The sequence below is a fragment of the Natronolimnobius baerhuensis genome (assembly GCF_002177135.1).
Classification (GTDB): Archaea; Halobacteriota; Halobacteria; order Halobacteriales; family Natrialbaceae; genus Natronolimnobius; species Natronolimnobius baerhuensis.
On sequence record NZ_MWPH01000001.1, the window covers coordinates 968,580 to 986,855 of the forward strand.

Annotated in this window: 18 protein-coding genes and 1 pseudogene; 5 read left to right on the forward strand and 14 right to left on the reverse strand. The window is 60.9% G+C overall.

Annotated features, from left to right (window positions below; genetic code table 11):
* Positions 1-38: 38 nt before the first annotated feature.
* The 4 genes from B2G88_RS04620 to B2G88_RS04635 all read right to left on the reverse strand — a co-directional run bounded on the left by B2G88_RS04620 (position 39) and on the right by B2G88_RS04635 (position 4,029).
* Complete coding sequence (locus B2G88_RS04620) at positions 39-1,574, reverse strand: aldehyde dehydrogenase family protein (protein WP_054862823.1); 1,536 nt, start codon at positions 1,572-1,574, stop codon at positions 39-41.
* A gap of 95 nt (positions 1,575-1,669) precedes the next feature.
* The gene (locus tag B2G88_RS04625; protein ID WP_087714097.1) at positions 1,670-2,584 is read right to left on the reverse strand and encodes a phosphatase PAP2 family protein; all 915 of its coding nucleotides are present in this window, start codon (positions 2,582-2,584) and stop codon (positions 1,670-1,672) included.
* 106 nt (positions 2,585-2,690) lie between these two features.
* Positions 2,691-3,146, reverse strand: a complete 456-nt coding sequence (locus tag B2G88_RS04630; RefSeq protein ID WP_054862824.1) for an SHOCT domain-containing protein — start codon at positions 3,144-3,146, stop codon at positions 2,691-2,693.
* Positions 3,147-3,222: 76 nt separating this feature from the next.
* Positions 3,223-4,029 (reverse strand): RIO1 family regulatory kinase/ATPase domain-containing protein, encoded by an 807-nt coding sequence (locus B2G88_RS04635; RefSeq protein WP_087714098.1) that lies wholly within the window; start codon positions 4,027-4,029, stop codon positions 3,223-3,225.
* Positions 4,030-4,185: 156 nt separating this feature from the next.
* On the opposite strand from B2G88_RS04635, the gene B2G88_RS04640 reads away from it, so the two are divergent.
* The 3 genes from B2G88_RS04640 (at position 4,186) to B2G88_RS04650 (ending at position 6,879) form a co-directional block, all read left to right on the forward strand.
* Positions 4,186-5,361, forward strand: coding sequence for a DUF7544 domain-containing protein (locus tag B2G88_RS04640; protein ID WP_087714099.1), 1,176 nt, complete (start codon positions 4,186-4,188; stop codon positions 5,359-5,361).
* A gap of 80 nt (positions 5,362-5,441) precedes the next feature.
* Complete coding sequence (locus B2G88_RS04645) at positions 5,442-6,623, forward strand: acyl-CoA dehydrogenase family protein (RefSeq protein ID WP_087714100.1); 1,182 nt, start codon at positions 5,442-5,444, stop codon at positions 6,621-6,623.
* Positions 6,624-6,657: 34 nt separating this feature from the next.
* Complete coding sequence (locus B2G88_RS04650) at positions 6,658-6,879, forward strand: hypothetical protein (RefSeq protein WP_054862825.1); 222 nt, start codon at positions 6,658-6,660, stop codon at positions 6,877-6,879.
* A 46-nt stretch (positions 6,880-6,925) separates the two neighbouring features.
* Here the strand turns inward: B2G88_RS04650 and B2G88_RS04655 are convergent, their stop codons facing one another.
* The 9 genes and pseudogenes from B2G88_RS04655 to B2G88_RS04695 form a co-directional block, all read right to left on the reverse strand.
* Positions 6,926-7,729: a DUF6517 family protein gene (locus B2G88_RS04655; protein ID WP_054862826.1), complete on the reverse strand. Its 804-nt coding sequence runs from the start codon at positions 7,727-7,729 to the stop codon at positions 6,926-6,928.
* A gap of 73 nt (positions 7,730-7,802) precedes the next feature.
* Complete coding sequence (locus B2G88_RS04660; RefSeq protein WP_054862851.1) at positions 7,803-8,300, reverse strand: DUF2062 domain-containing protein; 498 nt, start codon at positions 8,298-8,300, stop codon at positions 7,803-7,805.
* A 166-nt stretch (positions 8,301-8,466) separates the two neighbouring features.
* A complete protein-coding gene (locus B2G88_RS04665) occupies positions 8,467-10,569 on the reverse strand; it encodes an ABC transporter ATP-binding protein (protein ID WP_087714101.1) in 2,103 nt (700 codons plus the stop codon).
* A 186-nt stretch (positions 10,570-10,755) separates the two neighbouring features.
* Positions 10,756-12,012 (reverse strand): Glu/Leu/Phe/Val family dehydrogenase, encoded by a 1,257-nt coding sequence (locus tag B2G88_RS04670; RefSeq protein WP_054862827.1) that lies wholly within the window; start codon positions 12,010-12,012, stop codon positions 10,756-10,758.
* Positions 12,013-12,133: 121 nt separating this feature from the next.
* Positions 12,134-13,003, reverse strand: a complete 870-nt coding sequence (locus tag B2G88_RS04675; protein WP_054862828.1) for an HpcH/HpaI aldolase/citrate lyase family protein — start codon at positions 13,001-13,003, stop codon at positions 12,134-12,136.
* Positions 13,004-13,226: 223 nt separating this feature from the next.
* A pseudogene (locus B2G88_RS04680) lies at positions 13,227-13,610 on the reverse strand (MFS transporter); the annotation flags it as partial.
* 93 nt (positions 13,611-13,703) lie between these two features.
* Entirely contained in the window at positions 13,704-14,237 is a 534-nt protein-coding gene (gene msrA / locus B2G88_RS04685) for a peptide-methionine (S)-S-oxide reductase MsrA (protein WP_054862830.1), read from the reverse strand.
* Between the two features lie 48 nt (positions 14,238-14,285).
* Positions 14,286-15,197 (reverse strand): dihydrodipicolinate synthase family protein, encoded by a 912-nt coding sequence (locus B2G88_RS04690; protein WP_054862831.1) that lies wholly within the window; start codon positions 15,195-15,197, stop codon positions 14,286-14,288.
* Between the two features lie 72 nt (positions 15,198-15,269).
* Positions 15,270-15,926 (reverse strand): 2,5-diamino-6-(ribosylamino)-4(3H)-pyrimidinone 5'-phosphate reductase, encoded by a 657-nt coding sequence (locus B2G88_RS04695; RefSeq protein ID WP_087714102.1) that lies wholly within the window; start codon positions 15,924-15,926, stop codon positions 15,270-15,272.
* A 337-nt stretch (positions 15,927-16,263) separates the two neighbouring features.
* Here B2G88_RS04695 and B2G88_RS04700 point away from each other — a divergent pair, with 337 nt between their 5' ends.
* Both B2G88_RS04700 and B2G88_RS04705 read left to right on the forward strand, forming a co-directional pair.
* A complete protein-coding gene (locus tag B2G88_RS04700) occupies positions 16,264-16,482 on the forward strand; it encodes a hypothetical protein (protein WP_054862832.1) in 219 nt (72 codons plus the stop codon).
* Positions 16,479-17,321 (forward strand): BKACE family enzyme, encoded by an 843-nt coding sequence (locus tag B2G88_RS04705; RefSeq protein ID WP_054862833.1) that lies wholly within the window; start codon positions 16,479-16,481, stop codon positions 17,319-17,321. The genes B2G88_RS04700 and B2G88_RS04705 overlap by 4 nt, the downstream gene beginning before the upstream one ends.
* A gap of 47 nt (positions 17,322-17,368) precedes the next feature.
* Here the strand turns inward: B2G88_RS04705 and B2G88_RS04710 are convergent, their stop codons facing one another.
* A complete protein-coding gene (locus B2G88_RS04710) occupies positions 17,369-18,265 on the reverse strand; it encodes a DMT family transporter (RefSeq protein WP_087714103.1) in 897 nt (298 codons plus the stop codon).
* Positions 18,266-18,276 lie beyond the last annotated feature (11 nt).

Below are 18,276 nucleotides of genomic sequence, written 5' to 3' on the forward strand. Positions count from 1 at the left end.
ACTGGCGAAAATGACGACACTGTGGGGTCAGGTTCAACTCACTCCTCTGAGGTCGTAATATCGGCAGAGAGCCCCTGTGCCATCTCGATCTCCCTCGAGTTGTTGATCGTCCAGGCGGTGCGCTCGGTGACGGCTTCGATTGCCTCGCGGGCGCTCGGATAGCCATTACCCGACTTTTTGACACCCCCGAAAGGCAACTGCACTTCCGCGCCGATACACGGCAGATTGCCGTAGGCCAGTCCGAGGTCGGCACGATCACGGAACCGATTGATCTGGCGGTAGTCCTCCGAGATGATTGCCCCCGCGAGGCCGTAGGGCGTGTCGTTGTGTATCTCGAGTGCCCGGTCGATGTCGCCATCGTACTCGAGCAGGGCGACGTGCGGGCCGAAACACTCCTCTTCCAGACAGCGCAGGTCGGTGTCGTACTCGAGTTCGTAGACGAAGGGGCCGACCCAGTGGCCCTCACTATGGCCGTCTGGAATTTCGGACTCCTCGAGTTCGAAGCGGTCGACGAGCACCTCTGCGCCTTCCTCGCGAGCGAGGTCGTTGTGCCGCCGTATTTTCTCGACGTGCTCGGCCTCGATTGCCGGTCCCATGAACGTCGACTCCTCGAGTGGGTCGCCGACTGCAACGTCTTCAGCGAGGTCGACGAATCGGTCTGTGAACTCGTCGTAGACATCCGTGTGGACGATCAGGCGCTCGGAGGAGACACAGCGCTGGCCGGTCGTCTTGAAACTCGACATGATCGCGGAGTGGACAGCGGTGTCCAGGTCTGCCTTCTCGGTGATGACGATCCCGTTCTTGCCGCCCATCTCGCAGGCCGCAAGTTTGCCGGGTTCGCCGCCGACCTTGCTCGCGATTTCCTGACCGACTTCCGCAGAGCCAGTAAAGAGGACGGTGTCGACTCGTCCGTCTTCGGTGATCGCCGCGCCGGCGTCGCCAAAGCCCTGGATCATGTTGAAGACGCCGTCGGGGATGCCCGAGTCAGCCATCATCTCGGCGATGATCTGGCCGCACCAGGGCGTCTGTTCGGCGGGCTTCCAGACGACGGTGTTTCCCTCGACCAGGGCGATTGCCATATGCCAGAACGGAATCGCGACGGGGAAGTTCCACGGCGTGATACAACCGATGACGCCGCGGGGTTTCCGGCGCATGTAGGCGTCCTTGCTCGCGACTTCGGAAGGCACCACGTCGCCGTGTGGATGCCGGGCGTTGCCCGCCGCCCACTCGACCATGTGCCAGGCTTCGGTCACGTCGGCTTTCCCCTCTGAAATCTCTTTGCCGCACTCTTTGGTGACGATTGCGCCTAACTCCTCGTGTCTGTCGCGTAGTTCGTGGTAGATCTCCCAGAGGTACTCTGCCCGGTCGATGTAGGACAGTTCGCGCCACTCCTCGAAGGCGTCTTCAGCGGCCTCGAGTGCGGCGTCGACGTCGTCGGCCGTCCCGCGCTGGAACGTTGCTAGCGACTCGCCGGTCGCAGGGTTCTGGCTCTCGAACGTCTCAGACCCGTGTCCCGCCGTCCAGTCGCCATTGATATAGTGGCCGTACACCTCGTCGGTGTCAGTCTCTCCCATACTCGAAGGGACAACGAAGGACGTGAAAACCTTAGTGGTAGTCCACACGTCCGTGAAATCGTCGGACAGATCTGGTGGTGAACGGATAGAGTAGACTACATTCGTACAGAAAGTGACGACAACTGATCCGCCTGTTGGACCACCGGGATGACGACGACGAGCGCGGTCGCAAGCCCAACAAGGCCGGCACCGGTCGTCACCAACTCGAGCGGTCCTGCGAGTGCGACAAGGAGTGGCCCCATCGCGAGCGCCCCAGCGCTACCACGACGGATCAGCGAGCGACCGCGTTGTCCCTCCGCTCGAGATACTAGCTCTCGGCTGAGCATCACGAGTTGCCACCCGGCAAAGGCACCCAACGATCCGGCGAGTAAGAACAGCGCGTCTCGAGTACCATCACTCGTCACGAAAAAGAACGCACAGAAGCCGATGCCGAGTGCGAACGCGATTGTCGGACGATCAGAAAACTCCCGCTCGAGGAGCACCCACGCAGCCCCAAGAAGCGCGAATCCGACGAGAACGCCGACGACGACGTCGACGAGGTAGTGGACGCCGAGTGCGACCCGGGTAAACGAGACCAGCGCGACGAGCGCGCCGGCGAGCGCGTAGCGACGGCGGGCCGTCCCGACCGACAACACCGTTGCCAGCCCGACGTAGACGACCGTCGTGTTGACTGCGTGCCCGCTCGGGAAGCCGTAGCCGCCGGCTGTCGCCGTTGCCTCGTACAGCGGCTGAACGAGTTGGGGAAGCACTGCCGGCTCGAGCAGTGGCTGTTTGGGCCGCGGCAGGCCGAACACTTCCTTGAGTCCTTTGTACAGTCCCATCCCGGCGAGCGTGACGCCGGCAACGGTCGCCACGTCGTCTCGCTCCCGCGCGTCGAACCAGTACAGCGCCGTCAGCACGAGCACGAGAAACCAGATGTCGCCCAACTGCGTCAGGAGGGCAAAGACGACGGCCAGCCAGTCAGGAATCGACCCCTGGATCAGGTCGAACTCGCCGATGCCACGTGCCATAGTCGCTATACGACGGTCATCACCGAAAACGCACTACCTGAAACTGCACTCGAGGGGGTGACGGACTCGAGCAGAATGTTGGACTCGAGTAGTATGTCGACTCGAGTCAGCGGGTGTCGGTTTCGGTCTCTCGCTCTCGGTTGGTCGTGGCCTCGTGCTGGTCAGAAACGTCCGTTTCAGCCTGATTAGGCCCGGAATCTGCCGAAAGGTGTTCCCTGGCAGCGTCGACGGTCTCCGTCTCGAGCAGCCGTTCGGCGCGTCGCTCGAACTCCGGGTCGGTGAGTTCACCACGTGCGTAGCGTTCGCGCAGCGTCTCGAGGGCGTCTGCGGTGTCGTCCTGTTGTGCGTCCGTTTGCGAGCGATTCCGTGCCTGCTCATGACTCGCTGCAGTCGATTCCTCCTGTGGACTGAACTGCGCTGCCACGACGAACGACACTGCAATCGTTACAATGATTGTCGCCATCATGAATGCGCTCCAGAACGCACCGAGAAGAAGGCTAAAGGTAACCATCGGAAAACCAAGAACCAGCGCGAACAGGCCTGCTCTGACTCCGTCGTCCATCTGTGTATTGCTCGAGTACGGAGCGACGTTGTGTAAATCTTTCGACAACAGCTGTGGCGTGAGCGAGCAGAGACGGCTACTGGCTCAGATCCGCCATTTTCTCGAGTTCGCTGCGCAGTTGCGTCGAGTCGAACTCGTGGTCGGGCCGCAGGCGGACGAAGTCAAGGAATCGCCGCGCCGAGAGCAGTTCCGCAGAGTTGTAGACGCTCGAGGCAGCCTGCACTGCGTTTCGAGGGCCGATTCGGGGCTCGAGGACGGCGAGCGCACAGGCCAGATCGTAGGCCGTCGTCTCGGCGACGCGGTCTTCGTGGACGCTCGTGGCGTCGATAAAGTAGAGTTCGCCGTCACAGAGCAGGATGTTCTCGCCCCGCAAATCGCCGTGGGCGAGGCCGTGATCGTGAAGCGCCGCGAGCATTTCGAACAGTTCGCTGGCGCGGTCGGCGACGACGCGATCCGAGACGGTGCCGAACGATTCGAACTCGGGCAGATACTCGAGGACGAGCACGCCGAGGCCGTTGACTTCGAAGGCTTCGATTGGGCGGGGCGCGTTGACGCCGATTTCGCGCATCCGCTGGGTGGCGTCGTACTCGTGTTCGACCATTTCACGCGGGGTATCGAAGCGGTCGAAGAAGCCGCCGGTGCCGGCCGAGACTGCGCCGACGTTTCGGCCGGTGGTCAGCAGGGCGTGGACGAGCGCGTTCTGTCGGGAGACAATCTTGACGAACCACGTATCGTCGATCACACAGGGCGTCGAGAGCCAGTTGTCCGCCTCGAGAAATTCGACGCGGACACACTCGCGGTCGTGTCGGTCCGCCAGCGTGTGGATGACGCGCTCGATACGGTCCCACTCGACCGTGCCTCTGGCGAGCTGGCGGATATCCATGTAGCGGGTACAACGGGGTTCGTGGTTAAATGCGTCTCGAAGTATTGTCAGCGAGCGAGAGAAACCGTGTGGGAGGGACACGCTGGCGAGCGCCGTTCAGGAGCAAGAAACGACCCAAACAGTATTTCATCGTGGCAATCAACAGGTCATATAAGAATGGATGCTGTCGACGACCTCAGTGACGCGATTGACGCGACACGAGAGTTACTAGTGCCGGTGCAGGTTGGATTGTGGCTCAAACTCGCTATCGTCGTCTTCTTCATCGGTGGTGGTCTCGGGATGAGCGGCGGCGTCCCCGCCGGAGATGTCGGCCCAGTAGCCGACGAGACAACGGTCCAGACACCGATTGACGAGATTCCTGATGAGGTTATTGCACTCGCTGCAGGCCTCGTAGCCATCGCACTCGTGCTGTGGCTCATCTACAGTGTCATCAGTGCGATCATGGAGTTCGTTTTCATCGAATCGCTTCGCTCGAGAACGGTCCAGGTGCGGCGGTATATGGGCCAGAATATCTGGCGCGGGCTGCGACTGCTTGGCTTTCGCTTCGTTGTCGGTGCGATTGCCCTCGGGATCGTCGCCATCCCGGCACTGAGTGTCGCGCTCGAGGCAGAGTCGGTCGCTGGTGCCCTCGAGTCGCTGCTTCCGTTCGTGTTGCTCGCGATTCCCGTCTATTTCATCTATGCCATCCTGATGCGGTTTACCTCGGAGTTCGTCGCGCCGGTAATGTTGCTCGAGGAGCGCGGCGTCCTCTCTGCGTGGCGTCGATTCTGGCCGACGCTGACGGGCAATCTCGGCCAGTTTGCTGTCTATCTCGTCCTGGTCTGGATCCTGCAGTTCGTGATCAACTTCGCCGCGGGATTCGTGATTCTGTTCGGTGTGATCGCGATTGCGATTCCGTTCATTATCCTCGCAGTCCTGGCGACGATGCTCGGTGAGATTGGTCTCTGGATTGCGGGAGCCCTCGCCGTGATCGCGCTCGCGTTGGTGGTGCTGTTCGTCTCGCTCGTCCAGATGCCGATCCGGACGTACTTCCAGTACTACGCGCTGTTACTGCTTGGTGACCGAAACACGGACCTCGACCTGATTTCGGACCTGCGAGCGACCATCCGTGCTGATGCGGCCGGCCAGGGCGGCAACGGCGGTCGAAACGGTCCACCAGGGACAGCCGGACCGAACGGTGATAGCCGAAACGGACCTGATGGCAACCACTGGGACGAGTCCGACGACGACACGCCGCTCTGGGACCAGTCTGAGGACTCGAGTGACTGGGATTCCCAGGATGATCGGGACCGAACTGATCGCGACGAGAGCGACGACGACCGCGGCTGGTAACGTCCGAACAGCCACACTACGTCTCTGCTATCCGTGCGACCCGGCGGTGCGTTTATTCACTCTGCCGGCAAGTATTGCGTATGGCCTTCGAGTTGTCCGACGAACACCGGATGATCCAGGAGACCGTCAGGGACTTCTGTGAACGCGAAATCGAGCCGATAGCACAGGAGATCGAAGACGAACACCGGTTTCCCGAAGAAATCTTCGATCAACTGGCCGCACTCGACATGCTCGGCGTCCCCATCAGCGAGGAGTACGGCGGACTGGGCGGCGATACGCTCATGTACGCCCTCGTCGCGGAGGAACTGGGACGCGTCTCCGGGTCGATTGGGCTCTCCTACGTCGCACACACCTCGCTGGCGTCGAAACCACTCGAGCAGTTCGGCACTGACGAGCAGAAAGAACGCTGGCTCCGCCCACTCGCAGAAGGCGAATACCTCGGCGGCTGGGCGCTAACTGAACCCGAGAGTGGGTCAGACGCCTCGAGTATGAATACGACGGCGACGAGAGGGTCGGCCGCGGAGGGCTCAGACATCGACGCGTCCGAAGACGGTGACGAATGGATTCTCAACGGCACCAAGCAGTTCATCACGAACGCGAGCGAGGCTGGCTCGATTCTCGTCAAAGCCGTCACTGAACCCGACGCGGGCTACGACGGTATCTCGACGTTTATCGTCGACCCACGCGAAGACGACGGGTTCGAGGTCACGACAACCTGGGACAAGATGGGACTCAATGCGTCACCGACCTGCGAAATTCGCTTCGATGACGTCCGCTTGCCCGCAGCCCGCCTGCTGGGTGAGGAAGGCGAGGGCTGGGAGCAGACCAAACAGACACTCGATGGCGGCCGGATTTCGATTGCCGCGCTTTCGACGGGACTCGCACAGGGTGCTTACGAGCACGCGAAAGCGTACAGCCAGGAGCGCGAACAGTTTGGACAGCCGATTTCGGAGTTCGACGCTATTCGAGACAAAATCGTCGACATGCACCGGAAAACCGAGCGCGCCCGATTGCTCACCCACCGCGCTGCGCGGCTGTACGACGCGGGCGAACCAGTGACGAGAGAGTCAGCGCTGGCAAAACTCGACGCCAGCGAGGCTGCCCGTGAGGTCGCCGAAGACGCTGTCCAGGTCCTCGGTGGCTACGGCTACACAACCGATTTCGCCCCGCAACGGTTCTACCGAGACGCCAAACTCATGGAAATAGGCGAAGGAACGAGCGAAATCCAACATCTCGTGATCGGTCGAGAACTCGGTCTTTAAGAGGACCGAGCCGACAGCGTACACATCGACGCTCATGTTCACGCTCGTTGCACTCATCGTCGGACTCATGTTCATCGTCTTCGGTCTCGCCGGTGTTCACTACGCCCCAGCCGTCGTCAAGGCACAAGACCGACTCGAGGTCGCGCTGTTCGACTCTGACGAACTCGAGGAGGACGAACGCGTGAAGATCACGAAAGGAACTGCCGCCGTCATCACGTTCGTTGGCTTCGGACTCATCGTCTACGGACTGGTGTAATTACACTCGCGTGACTCTCGAGTCGCGGCCAAGCACACTGTGAGGGCTACAGCGTGAGAAGCCCACCATCGTCATCGCCGTCGTCTTCTGCGTCATCGTCGCCGTCAGTTCCGTCGTCGTCTTCGGTGCCGTCGTCTTCGTCTGTGTCATCGCTCCCATCGCCGCCGTTTTCGTCCCCTTCGTCCGGTGCATCGTCCCCCGCAGCCGCCTCGAGGTCCTCGATAACGTGCTCTATTAGGTCGATAACGTTGTCTTCTTCGCGCTGGCGGAGGTCCTGTGGATAGACACCAATCGTCACGACCAGATCGTCGCCGGCCTCGACGGCTTCGGTGACGTGTACGTCGACGTTGATATCCGCCCCGTCGAACTGCGCAGTTGCGGTAAACCGCGAGCGAGTCGTCGACTGCTCGAGAATCGTGATCGAGTCACTGCCGTCGGCTGAAATGTCGCCGATCTCGTCGTAGTTGTCCGCAATGAGTTCGACGAGTTCCTGTGCGTTCATCTCCTCGACGGGGTTGAACTCCATCCCGAGGAATCCGATTTTCGGTGTGGTGAGGACGGTGAACTGGGCTGCGCGTTGACGGCCGAGCGGAGCGATCTCGACTGCCTTTTCGTGGTCAGTCAGATAGTTCTCGGCGACGACTGTCTCCGAAACGCCGCTAACGCCGACTGACTCCTCGATTGTGAGATCCTCCACTGCGACTTGTTCGTAGCCCGTTTCCTCGCGAACAGCCTGCTCGACGCCGGCTGGCGCTGCGCTGTGTTCGGCCATGCCGACCGCACCGAGACACCCAGCGAGACTTGCGAGTCCACCAGCACCGACCCCTGCGAGCAGCGTTCGACGATCCATAGCGCCCAATCTATAGTCGGTTCATATGAGTGTATTCGTTCCAGGTTAGTCTGTCAAACGAATACGTACTTGACTAGCGACGGAACCACTCGCGCACTCTCGAGCGCGCGGGTGATGGAAGCACAGTCAGCGACCGACGACGATGAATGCGGGTGAGATGGCGGACAACGACGTAGCTGAGTGCAGATAGGATGAGTGCGATAATCAGATTGCCAACCAGCAGTTGGCGAATCGCATCTCGAGCGACATCGGGCGAGACACTGGGGCTGTGAAGCGGACTTGTCCCGAGGACCCAGCCGCCGAGTTGGAAACTCGAGACGTAGACGGCGGGTTTGATGAACGGGTTGAGGACGGCGATGGACGCAAAGAGCGCGGGCTTGCTGATCCACGACCACAGCGACGTAAAGACGAAAAAGAGCCCGATTCCAAGCCCGCCTGTCGGCAGCGCGGTCACGAAAATACCAATCGAGAAACTGGCCCCGACCTGATGTGGCGTATGCTCCTCGCGGAACGCAGCCTCGAGTCTCTGCCGTGTGCGGTCGCGGTACAGTGCAAGTTGCTCGCGGACCATTCGAGTCGGCTCTGTCAGTCCGTCCGCACAGAGAGCGAAAAAGATTCCGAGACACACATTCTCGATTCAATCGCTAGTGACGTTTCCGGTGACGCTGACGTCCATCAGTTCCGGCATGTCCTCGACTGCTCCACACTCGCGTCAGAAATCCGGTACACCAGCCCGGTCAGTCGTCGTCCTCGAGCGCCGACGGCTCGTGGTCTGCGCTGAGTGAAGTGCGTTCGCCATCGCTCCCACCAGCAGCGGCTGACGTGCTCGTCTGTGAGTCCCAGAGATCGGCGTACGTCCCGGCTGCATCGATCAGTTCCTCGTGTGTCCCCGTCTCGATGACGTCGCCATCGTCCATGACGACGATTCGATCCGCATCCTGAATCGTCGAGAGTCGATGTGCAATGACGAACGCCGTCCGGTCGGCCGTGAGTTCGTCCAGATTCTGCTGGATCACCTGTTCCGTCTCGGTGTCGACGTCGCTCGTCGCCTCGTCCAGAACGATCACGTCGGGATCGTTGCAAATTGTCCGCGCAATCGAAACGCGCTGGCGCTGCCCGCCCGAGAGTTTGACCCCGCGTTCGCCGACCATTGTGTCGTAGCCCTCTGGAAGATCCTCGATAAAGTCGTCTGCGCCCGCCGCGACCGCCGCATCGCGGATTTGCTCATCGACCCGATCCGGCACCTCGTCGCCGTCGTCGGCCTCGAGAACAGTTCGGAACGTCTCGCCGTCACCGTAGGCGATGTTCTCGCGGATCGTCCCGGAGAACATGTACGGATCCTGCTCGACGACGCCGATTCGATTCCGCAGCGTCTGCAGGTCGTACTCACGCACATCGACGCCGTCGATTCGAACCGCACTCGAGTCGTCTGGGGAGTCGGACCAGCCGAGTTCTTCGTCCACGTCAGCGCTGCCAGCGCCACCAGCGTCGACGTCGACACCGCCGTCCGCTCGCGTGTCGCTCTCGTGGCCGAACCCGCCGTCGACGTCGTAGAATCGTGGCACCAGCTTCAGGAGCGTCGATTTCCCCGAGCCGCTGGTTCCCGCAAAGCCAACCGTCTCTCCCGCGTCAACCTCGAGGTCGACCCCCTCGAGAATCTGCTCGCCGTCGTCGCTGTAGCTGAACTCGACGTTGTCAAACGAGACCTCGCCGGCGACGTGATCGGGTGCCGTCGCGTCCGGTGGCGACTGGATGTCGGAGTCAGTCGCGAGGATACCGAAGACGCGCTCGGCGCTGGATTTGGCCTTCTGGTAGTTGTTCGCGGTTTTCCCGATGCGGGTCATCGGGCCGTCGAGTTCCCGGAGGTACATGAAGAAGACGACGAACGTCCCGGCGGTTAGTCCGCCTGCGGTGACAACAGAGTAGCCACCGGCGACGAGAATCGAGACGAACATCGCGCCGACGAGTAGCCGAAGCGAGGCAAAAAACGCCTTTCGAACGGTGATCGCGCTGATCTTCTCGTCACGGTATCCCTCACTCTGTTCGGCGACGCGGCTGTTCTCGACGTCGTAGCGGTCGAACGATTTCACGATTGCTGCCCCGCTGAGATTGTTCGACAGCCGTGTGTTGAGTTGGGCGACGCGTTCGCGGATACGCTTGTACTTCGGCTCGATCCACATGATGAATTTCGCCGTCGCAAGCGCGATGATCGGCACCGGGAGCAACACGAGCACGCCCAGCCACGGCGCGGTATAGAGCATGTAGCCACCAACCAGTCCAAAGATCATCGCAGCCTCCGTCAGCTGTCGAAGTTCGTTGTTGAAGAACTCCTCGAGGCGGTTGACGTCGCTGTTCAGGATGGCCATCATGCCGCCGGTCTGATGGTTGTTAAAGAACGACAGCGAGAGTTGTTGCATGTGGTCGTAGGTGTCAATTCGGAGGTCGTGTTGGATGTGCTGGGCCGTCGTCTGGAAGAAGTACCGCGAGAGATAGTGTGTGATCGCCTGAACGACGTATGCTCCGACGGTCAACGCGCCGAGATAATACAGCAGCGAGAGACGGTCACCGGTCTGTCCCTCTGGGATTGGCTCCGTCGGGACAAGCCCTGTCGCCGCAAGGAGTTGATCGACTCCGCCCGATTGCGTGATAACGAGGTCGATTGCCGCCGCGAGCATCAGCGCCGGAAACAGCCGCGCGGCACGGTTGATCATCGTCGAGACGAAGCCGATACACAGCGGTAGCCAGTACGGAATCGCATACTGGATTAGCTTCGCCATCGGGTTGCCGTCGACTTCATCGCGAATTTCGTCGAAGCTCCCGTGTGGATCTGCGTCTGCCATGTGTCGTAAGCGGGCTTCAGGTCTGGGCTCAAAAAATGACTCACAACCGGAAACGATCACTTCCTCTCGCTCACAGCGAGAGTCAAGTTACAGAGAATCGAATCGCGAGACACCACTGACTGGCACTCGAGAACGGTCGCATACGTTTGATGTTCGGATCCGGGTCAGTTCCCGCCACGTTCGTAATTACGGGAACGTGCCTGCTTCTTCGAACGCGTTTGCAACGCGCTCGATTGCAACGACGTAGGCAGCCGTTCGTGGATTGTCGAGGTCGTGTTCCTCGTAGCTCTCGACGAGTGCATCGAACGCCTCGACGATGATCGCCTCGAGTTCGTTGTTGACGCGCTCTTCGGTCCAGTAGAAGCGCTGGCGGTTCTGGACCCACTCGAAGTACGAGACCGTGACACCGCCGGCGTTAGCGAGAATGTCCGGGATAACAAAGCAGCCTTTGTCCTCGAGGACGCGATCCGCTTCGGGCGTCAGCGGGCCGTTTGCGGCTTCGGAAATAACATCGGCTGTGACGTCCTCGGCGAGGTCGCGGTTGATTGCGTTCTCGAGGGCGGCAGGAATCAACAGGTCGACATCGAGCGTGAGGACGTCCTCGTTCGTAATCTCCTCCTGACTTTCCTCGTAGCCGACGACACTGCCGGTTTCGTTCTTGTGGTGCTTGGCTGCGACAGGATCGAACCCATCTGGATTGTAAATCCCGCCGGAAGAGTCACTGGCGGCGATAACTGTTGCTCCCATTTCGTCGATCAGTTTCGCGGCGATCCAGCCGGCGTTGCCGTAGCCTTGCACGGCGACCGTCGCGCCTTCGAGGTCCTTCCCGAGATAATCAAAGGCCTCGCGAGCGGCGATAACCGTCGAGCGACCGGTTGCCTCGACGCGCCCTTCACTGCCGCCACTGGCGAGGTTTTTGCCCGTGATGACTCCTGGCTCGGTGGTGTTCTCGAGGTCCTCGTAGGTGTCTTTGATCCAGTTCATCTCCCGCTGGCCCGTGTTTACGTCAGGCGCGGGGATGTCACGGTCTTCACCGATCATCGGGCGCAGTTCCTTTGCGAACGTTCGGGTGAGACGCTCGAGTTCGCTCTCGGAGTACTCGGCCGGGTCGATGATGATGCCACCTTTGCCGCCGCCGAGTGGAATGTCGACGATTGCAGTCTTGTAGGTCATCCAACCGGAGAGTGCTTTGACCTCATCGCGCGAGACGTGTGGGTGGTAGCGAATGCCCCCTTTGTACGGACCACGGTCGCCGTTGAACTGCGAGCGAAACGCCTTGAAACGCTCGAGTGTGCCATCGTCCTGTTCGACGGTGAGGTTCGTCTCGAGAACGCGCTCGGGGTGTTTGAGGCGCTCGATGACGTCGTCCTCGACATCGAGATGGGTCGCAGCCTCATCGACCTGTGATTGCAGACTTTCGAACGGATTTACGTCAGGAGCCATGTGAGTGGGTTACGAGGAAACCAAAATAAACGTGGCGAATACACCTCATAGTCATAAAATAACAATATAAGGTATATTCACTAGATTATATATTGTACACTATCTGTCGGCTCTCTCGAGATTACCATACGGCTGCTGCGACGGCACGGTCTCGGATCTGCTGTGCTTGTGCGAGTAGTGGTGCATCGATCATTTCGCCATCGACCTCGAAGACGCCCTTACCGGCCACCTCGGCCTCGCGAGCCGCCGCGAGAACGCGTTTGGCCCACTCGCGGTCCGCAACGGATGGGGTAAAGCCGTCGTTGATCGGCCCGACCTGTGCGGGATGAATCGCCAGTTTTCCGTCGTAGCCGAGTTCGTTCGCGAAAGCCGTCTCCTCGCGTAGCGCCTGTTCGTCGTCGAAATCAGTCACGAGCGTATCGATGGCTGTACAGTCATGAACCGCTGCTGCGAGCACAACGCGTTCGCGTGCGTACAGAATCTCGGTTCCCTCAGCAGTCCGCGTCGCGCCAATATCGGCTGCGAGGTCTTCAGCACCGAAGACGAGCGCATCCGTCGCCGGAACCGCAGCGATTTCGGGTGCTGCAAGGACACCGCGTGCCTGCTCAATGAGCGCAAAGATCGGACACGGGTAGTCAGCAGACTCGAGTGCAGTGGCGAGGTCACGGACAGCGTCGGGGTCGGCGACTTTCGGCAAGACGACGCTATCGAGTCGCAACTCGTTGGCGTCACCCACCCGCGCCGAAACGACCTGCTCGAGATCAGTCTCCCACTGGCTAGGCTCGGCGTTGACCCGCACACACACTTCGCAGTCCGGGTCGAACGATGGGTCAGTCAGGACGTCCCTGACTGCTGCTCTCGCATCGGCCTTCCGTGCGGGTGAGACGGCATCCTCGAGGTCAAAGACGACTACGTCAGCGTCAGTTTGGACTGCCTTCCGAAGGAGTGCTGGCTGGTCGCCGGGTGAAAACAGGACGCTTCTGCGAGCCATAGTCACATATGAACGGCCGGCACTGTGAAACTATGGCAGAGACTGCTGGAGACGATGAGTGCCAGCGGCCCGACCGAACTGAGGGGTAGAACGTGTCGCCGACTGTCGTTCAGCGAGGGTATCGTTGCCGCACGAGGGTCGCCGACGAGAACTTGTCTGAAAAAGCGGTACGTTGCAAATGCCCAGACTCGAGAAACAGCCACAGCCGATCTCGAGGCGGCCTCGAGAGCGTCATCAACCCGGTGCCAGTGACGACAATTCCCTGCAGCGCTCGCACAGCGATAAACGACGCACTCGAGTCGACTGCGGGAAAGAGCGCATAGACCGCAATCCCCATGCCAAGGACAGTCAGAAGGACGTAGCGTTTGTCGAATCGGTCGCCAGCCCACGAGAGCGGAATAACAGCAATTGTCTGTGCAATGGTGTACCCGGACGTGTACAACCCGACGATGAGACCCGCACTGATCGTCAATCCAAGAACAGTCGTGTCACTCGGATTGAGGACGTTGATGTAGTACGGTAACAGCGTTACGAGCGTGATAAAGCCAAACCCTTCTGCAAATCGCGACAGATAGAGTGTCCAAAACTGTAGCCGGTCCTCGTTCACTCTCGCCGGTTTCGTCACCCGCTACATAGGTATTTCGAACCGAAATACGCCTCGAGTGAGTGGTCCAGAAAGAGACCGACATCCGTCGGTCGATTACGTACTCGTCGGCGCGTTCTCGCCGAACTGCTCGCGCACTTTCTCAACTTTCGGCGCGGCATGCATCGTGCAGTAGGCATCGTTTGGATTCTTCTCGAAGTAGTCCTGATGATACTCCTCCGCCTCGTAGAACTCCTCGAGTGGTTCGATCTCAGTCACGATTCCGTCGTACAGCCCATCGTTCTCGAGCGCTTCGACGAACTGGGTCGCAGTCTCGAGTTGGTCGCGGCCGTGGGTGTAAATCGCCGAGCGATACTGCGAGCCAACGTCAGGACCCTCTCGGTCTTTCGTCGTCGGGTCGTGAATCGTGAAAAAGACCTCGAGCAGGTCAGGATACGTGATCTCGTCCGTCTCGTACTCGAGCTGGACGACCTCGGCGTGGCCGGTCGACTCCGAACAGACTGCCTCGTAGGTCGGGTTTTCGACGTGGCCGCCGGCGTACCCAGAGGTGACAGCGTCGACGCCCTCGAGTTGCTTGAACGCGGCTTCGACACACCAGAAACATCCGCCGCCAAACGTTGCGTGGGCCATACCCGTCCTAGGAGGTGAGCGAGGAAAGGGGTGACGGATGGCGGCCTGTTAGATCAGATCGAGCGTCCGAAGCGTTCGCTCGAGTTGGACTTCTTCCCGGTCGCTCATGCGCTGGAGCGGCCGGCGCATCGGGCCGGGGTCGAACTCGACCTCGGGATGTAAGTCGAGTGCGGACTTCACGCCGCCGAGGTAGGGACCACGGTCGATTGCCTTCCAGATATCGAAGACGGTGCTCTGGAGTTCGCGAGCGCGTGCCTCTTCGCCGTCGATGTAGGACTCATACAGGTCGACAGTCAGTTCCGGAAAGACGTTCGAGACGGCACTAACGAGACCCGTACAGCCAATCTCGAGTTCAGCGAACAACAGCGAGTCGAGTCCAGCGAGGTATGTCAGGTCCGGATTCTGGTCGATAGCCTGGCCGAGCCATGCGACGTCACCACTCGAGTCTTTGACGCCGACGATGCCATCGATAGCAGCGATGCGGTCGAGCGTCTCTAACTCGAGTTTGTTGCCCATCCGCGCTGGGAAGTGGTAGATATACACCGGAATATCGACCGCGTCAACGACCCGCTCGTAGTGTTCGACGATGGCCTCGCTATCGATTGGATAGTAGTAGGGAATCCCAACGACGACAGCGTCTGCACCGTGTTCCTCGGCATCTCGAGCATACGAGACGGTGTTTCGGGTACTCGGCGCGCTGACGCCGGCGATCACCGGCACCTCGTCGCCGACTTCCTCGACGACAGCACCGATGACCGCCGCGCGCTCGTCGGGTTTGAGCATCGGAAACTCGCCGTTCGTCCCGAGCGGGAACACCCCGTGAACACCGCGGTCAACGACGAATCGGGCGTGAGCCGCCGTCGCCTCGAGGTCGAGTTCTTCATCGGCCGTATACGCCGTGATCGTCGGCGGAATGACACCGCGTATCGATACGTCGTGAGTCGGTCCTGTTGACGTCATCTGTCGAGACGGTCGCGGAAATATCGTATTAATCTATCGCTATGTAGTCACCAAAATTAACTCGCATGTTCGTTATGAGTTCCAGACCAACAGCGCGCCGTCGTCGAGTCGCTCGAGTGTCTCGAGTTCGAGCGTCGGAAAGTTGGTGACGAACCCATCGCCGTCGGCCAGCGTCGGCGCGTCGCGGCCACCGATGATCGTCGGCCCGACGAACACGCGGAGTTCGTCAACCAGCCCGTTTTCGAACAGCGAAAAGATGAGTTCCCCGCCGCCTTCGACCATGATCTGCTCGAGGCCGGCGGCCTGGAGCGCCGCGAACGCGCGAAGGAGGTCGACACGGTCGTCGCCCGCGGTCACGAGTTCTGCGTGATCGGCGAGATCCATCCGTCGCCCGACAGGAGCGGCCTCGCTGACACAGACATAGGTTTCGGCCTCGTCTGTGAGCACAGCAGCATCGACTGGCGTGCGGGCTTTCGAGTCGATGACGACTCGAGCGGGTTGGGAGGACTGTCCATCTGTGCGACGCTGCTCGCACAGCGCGTCATCTTTGACGGTGAGGCGTGGATCGTCCGCGAGAACGGTCCCGACGCCGACGACGACAGCATCGCGGTCTGCTCGCAGGCGGTCGACGCGGTCGAAATCCGACTCACCGCTGATCGAAATCTGTTCGCGGCGCCTCGAGGAGAGTTTTCCGTCCGCGCTCATGGCGGCGTTGACGACGACGTGCATACGTCTGCTGTGTTGGCCGGCACAATGAACGCACCGCCCGCCGACGACTCGAGGTTGGGACATCGTCGCCCAGCACGGAAACGGGAAACACCTTCGAATGTGGACACGAGAGCGCTACACATGCGACGCCACGCCTCCTCGCAACCCTCGGTAGTACACCGCAGGGGCGACTGGTTCGCATCCAGCACGCATACGGGTGGACTCCCGAAACGGTTCGCGTGACGCTGACCAACGGCCGCGACTCGACTGAGACCACGACCAGCGACGGAACGCGCTCGGCCGTGACTAGCGCCCGTTCTACGTGAACTATTAACACGAATCGGCGAGTATGACACGCATGAGTTGTCCGTATCTCGAGTATCGACAGAACGCAGACGGCCACTCGTTCGACACCGCTCGCGCGTACTGCATGGTGGCGAACCAGTTCGTCCAGCCAATGCGCGCTGACATCTGCGCCGACCGGTACGACCTCGCTCACGACCGCAACTGTGAGATTTTCCTCGAGCACGCCGACTCGGAACGCAATGGCGATGCTACCGATGGAGAACCATCGTGAGTTACGACGACTATCTCGCGGGTGAGCCGATGATCATCACAGCAGCGCTGACCGGCGGCGTTCACGGCAAAGAGGCGAATCCGAACCTGCCCGAGACGCCCGACGAAATCGGCCGAGCAGCCGCGGCAGTCGAGGCGGCCGGCGCATCGGTCGTCCACCTGCACGCACGGCAGCCGAACGGCGAGCGCACGTTCGCCACGGAACGGTTTCAGGAAATCGACGACGCTGTTCGGCGGCACGCCGATGACATCATCATCCAGCACTCGACTGGCGGAACGGGCGTGCCGGACGCCGACCGCCACCTGCCGCTGCGGACGGAGCCAGCCCCAGAGATGGCCTCGCTTGACATGGGGCCGCTGAACCGCTACGACCACCTCACCAGCGAGAACACCCGCGGACTCGTCGACTCGCTGCACGCGGAGATGGTCGACCGCGACATTAAGCCGGAACTCGAGGTGTTCAACGACGGCCACCTGAACGAGGTCCACGGGTTACTCGAGCGACGCAATCTCGCCGACCCCGTCTACGCGACGCTTATCTTCGGCACCGGCACGCTGACGCCGCCACGGCCGCGAAACTTCCTGAACGCCATTGACAACCTTCCCGACGGCGCACAGTTCAACACGCTCGGCTTCGGTCGCCACCAGCTTCCGTTTGCGACGATGGGGACGCTCTGTGGCGGTCACGTCCGGGTCGGACTCGAGGACAACGTCTACTATCGCCGAGGCGAACTCGCAACGAGCAATGCCCAACTGGTCGAACGGGTCGTCCATCTTGCGGAAGAACTCGGTCGGGACGTGGCGACGCCGTCGACCGCGCGGGAGTGTCTGTCTCTTTGATACGATAGGGAGCTGCGATAGGACCTCTCTCTCTCACGCCGTTGTTATCATCCTGACGTACGCTCTCGCTCGATTGTCGTCACGTAGATTCCAACGAGCACGACGAGTCCACCGGCCACTGTGATCGCGTCTGGAAGTTCCTCGAGCAAGACGAGCGCGAGTAGCGTTGCACCAAGCGGTTCGCCCAGCCAGGCGACGCTGACGACGACCGACTCGAGGTGTTTCAGGACCCAGTTGATCACCGTGTGCCCGAAGACGCCGGGGCCGATGGCCATGGCGAGAAAGAGCAACCACTCGCTGGTTGGATAGGCGACGTAGTCGTGGCCCTGTGCACCGACGAGGACGAACAGCGTGGCCGCACAGGCGGTGTAGACGACAGTAACGTACGGAAACAGGGAGACGCGCTGGCGGATGGACCGTCCGGCGAGCACGTAGCCTGCGACGGTGACCGCACCGAGCAGTGCCAGCGCGTTGCCGTACATCGTGGCGTCTGCAAGGGGTGCTTGCCCGCTATCGCCGAGCGACATCGCGGCCGCACCAATAATGGCGACGACGATGCCGAACACAGTCGTCCGGGAAACGCGCTCGCCGAGGACCAGTACCGCACCCAGTGCGACGAAGATTGGCTGCGTCTGGACGAGTGTCACGCTCGCAGCGACGCTCGTGTAGTTGAGACTCTCGAACCAGGCCGCGAAGTGGACCGCCAGCGCAACGCCTGCGACGACTGCGAAGGCGAGATCGCTCCTCGAGAGTCGCCCGAACTCGTCGCGGTACCAGACGAGCGCAATGGGCGCGACGATCGCCGTCGTAAACACCACCCGATAGAAGGCCGCAACCGAACTCGGCGCGTGACTCCAGCGAACCAAAATCGCGCTCGTGCTCGCGGCCAGAACCGCAAACGCGAGCGCGGCGTACGGCGTCGTCTCGAGGTCGGTGCCACTCACAACCGATCAAG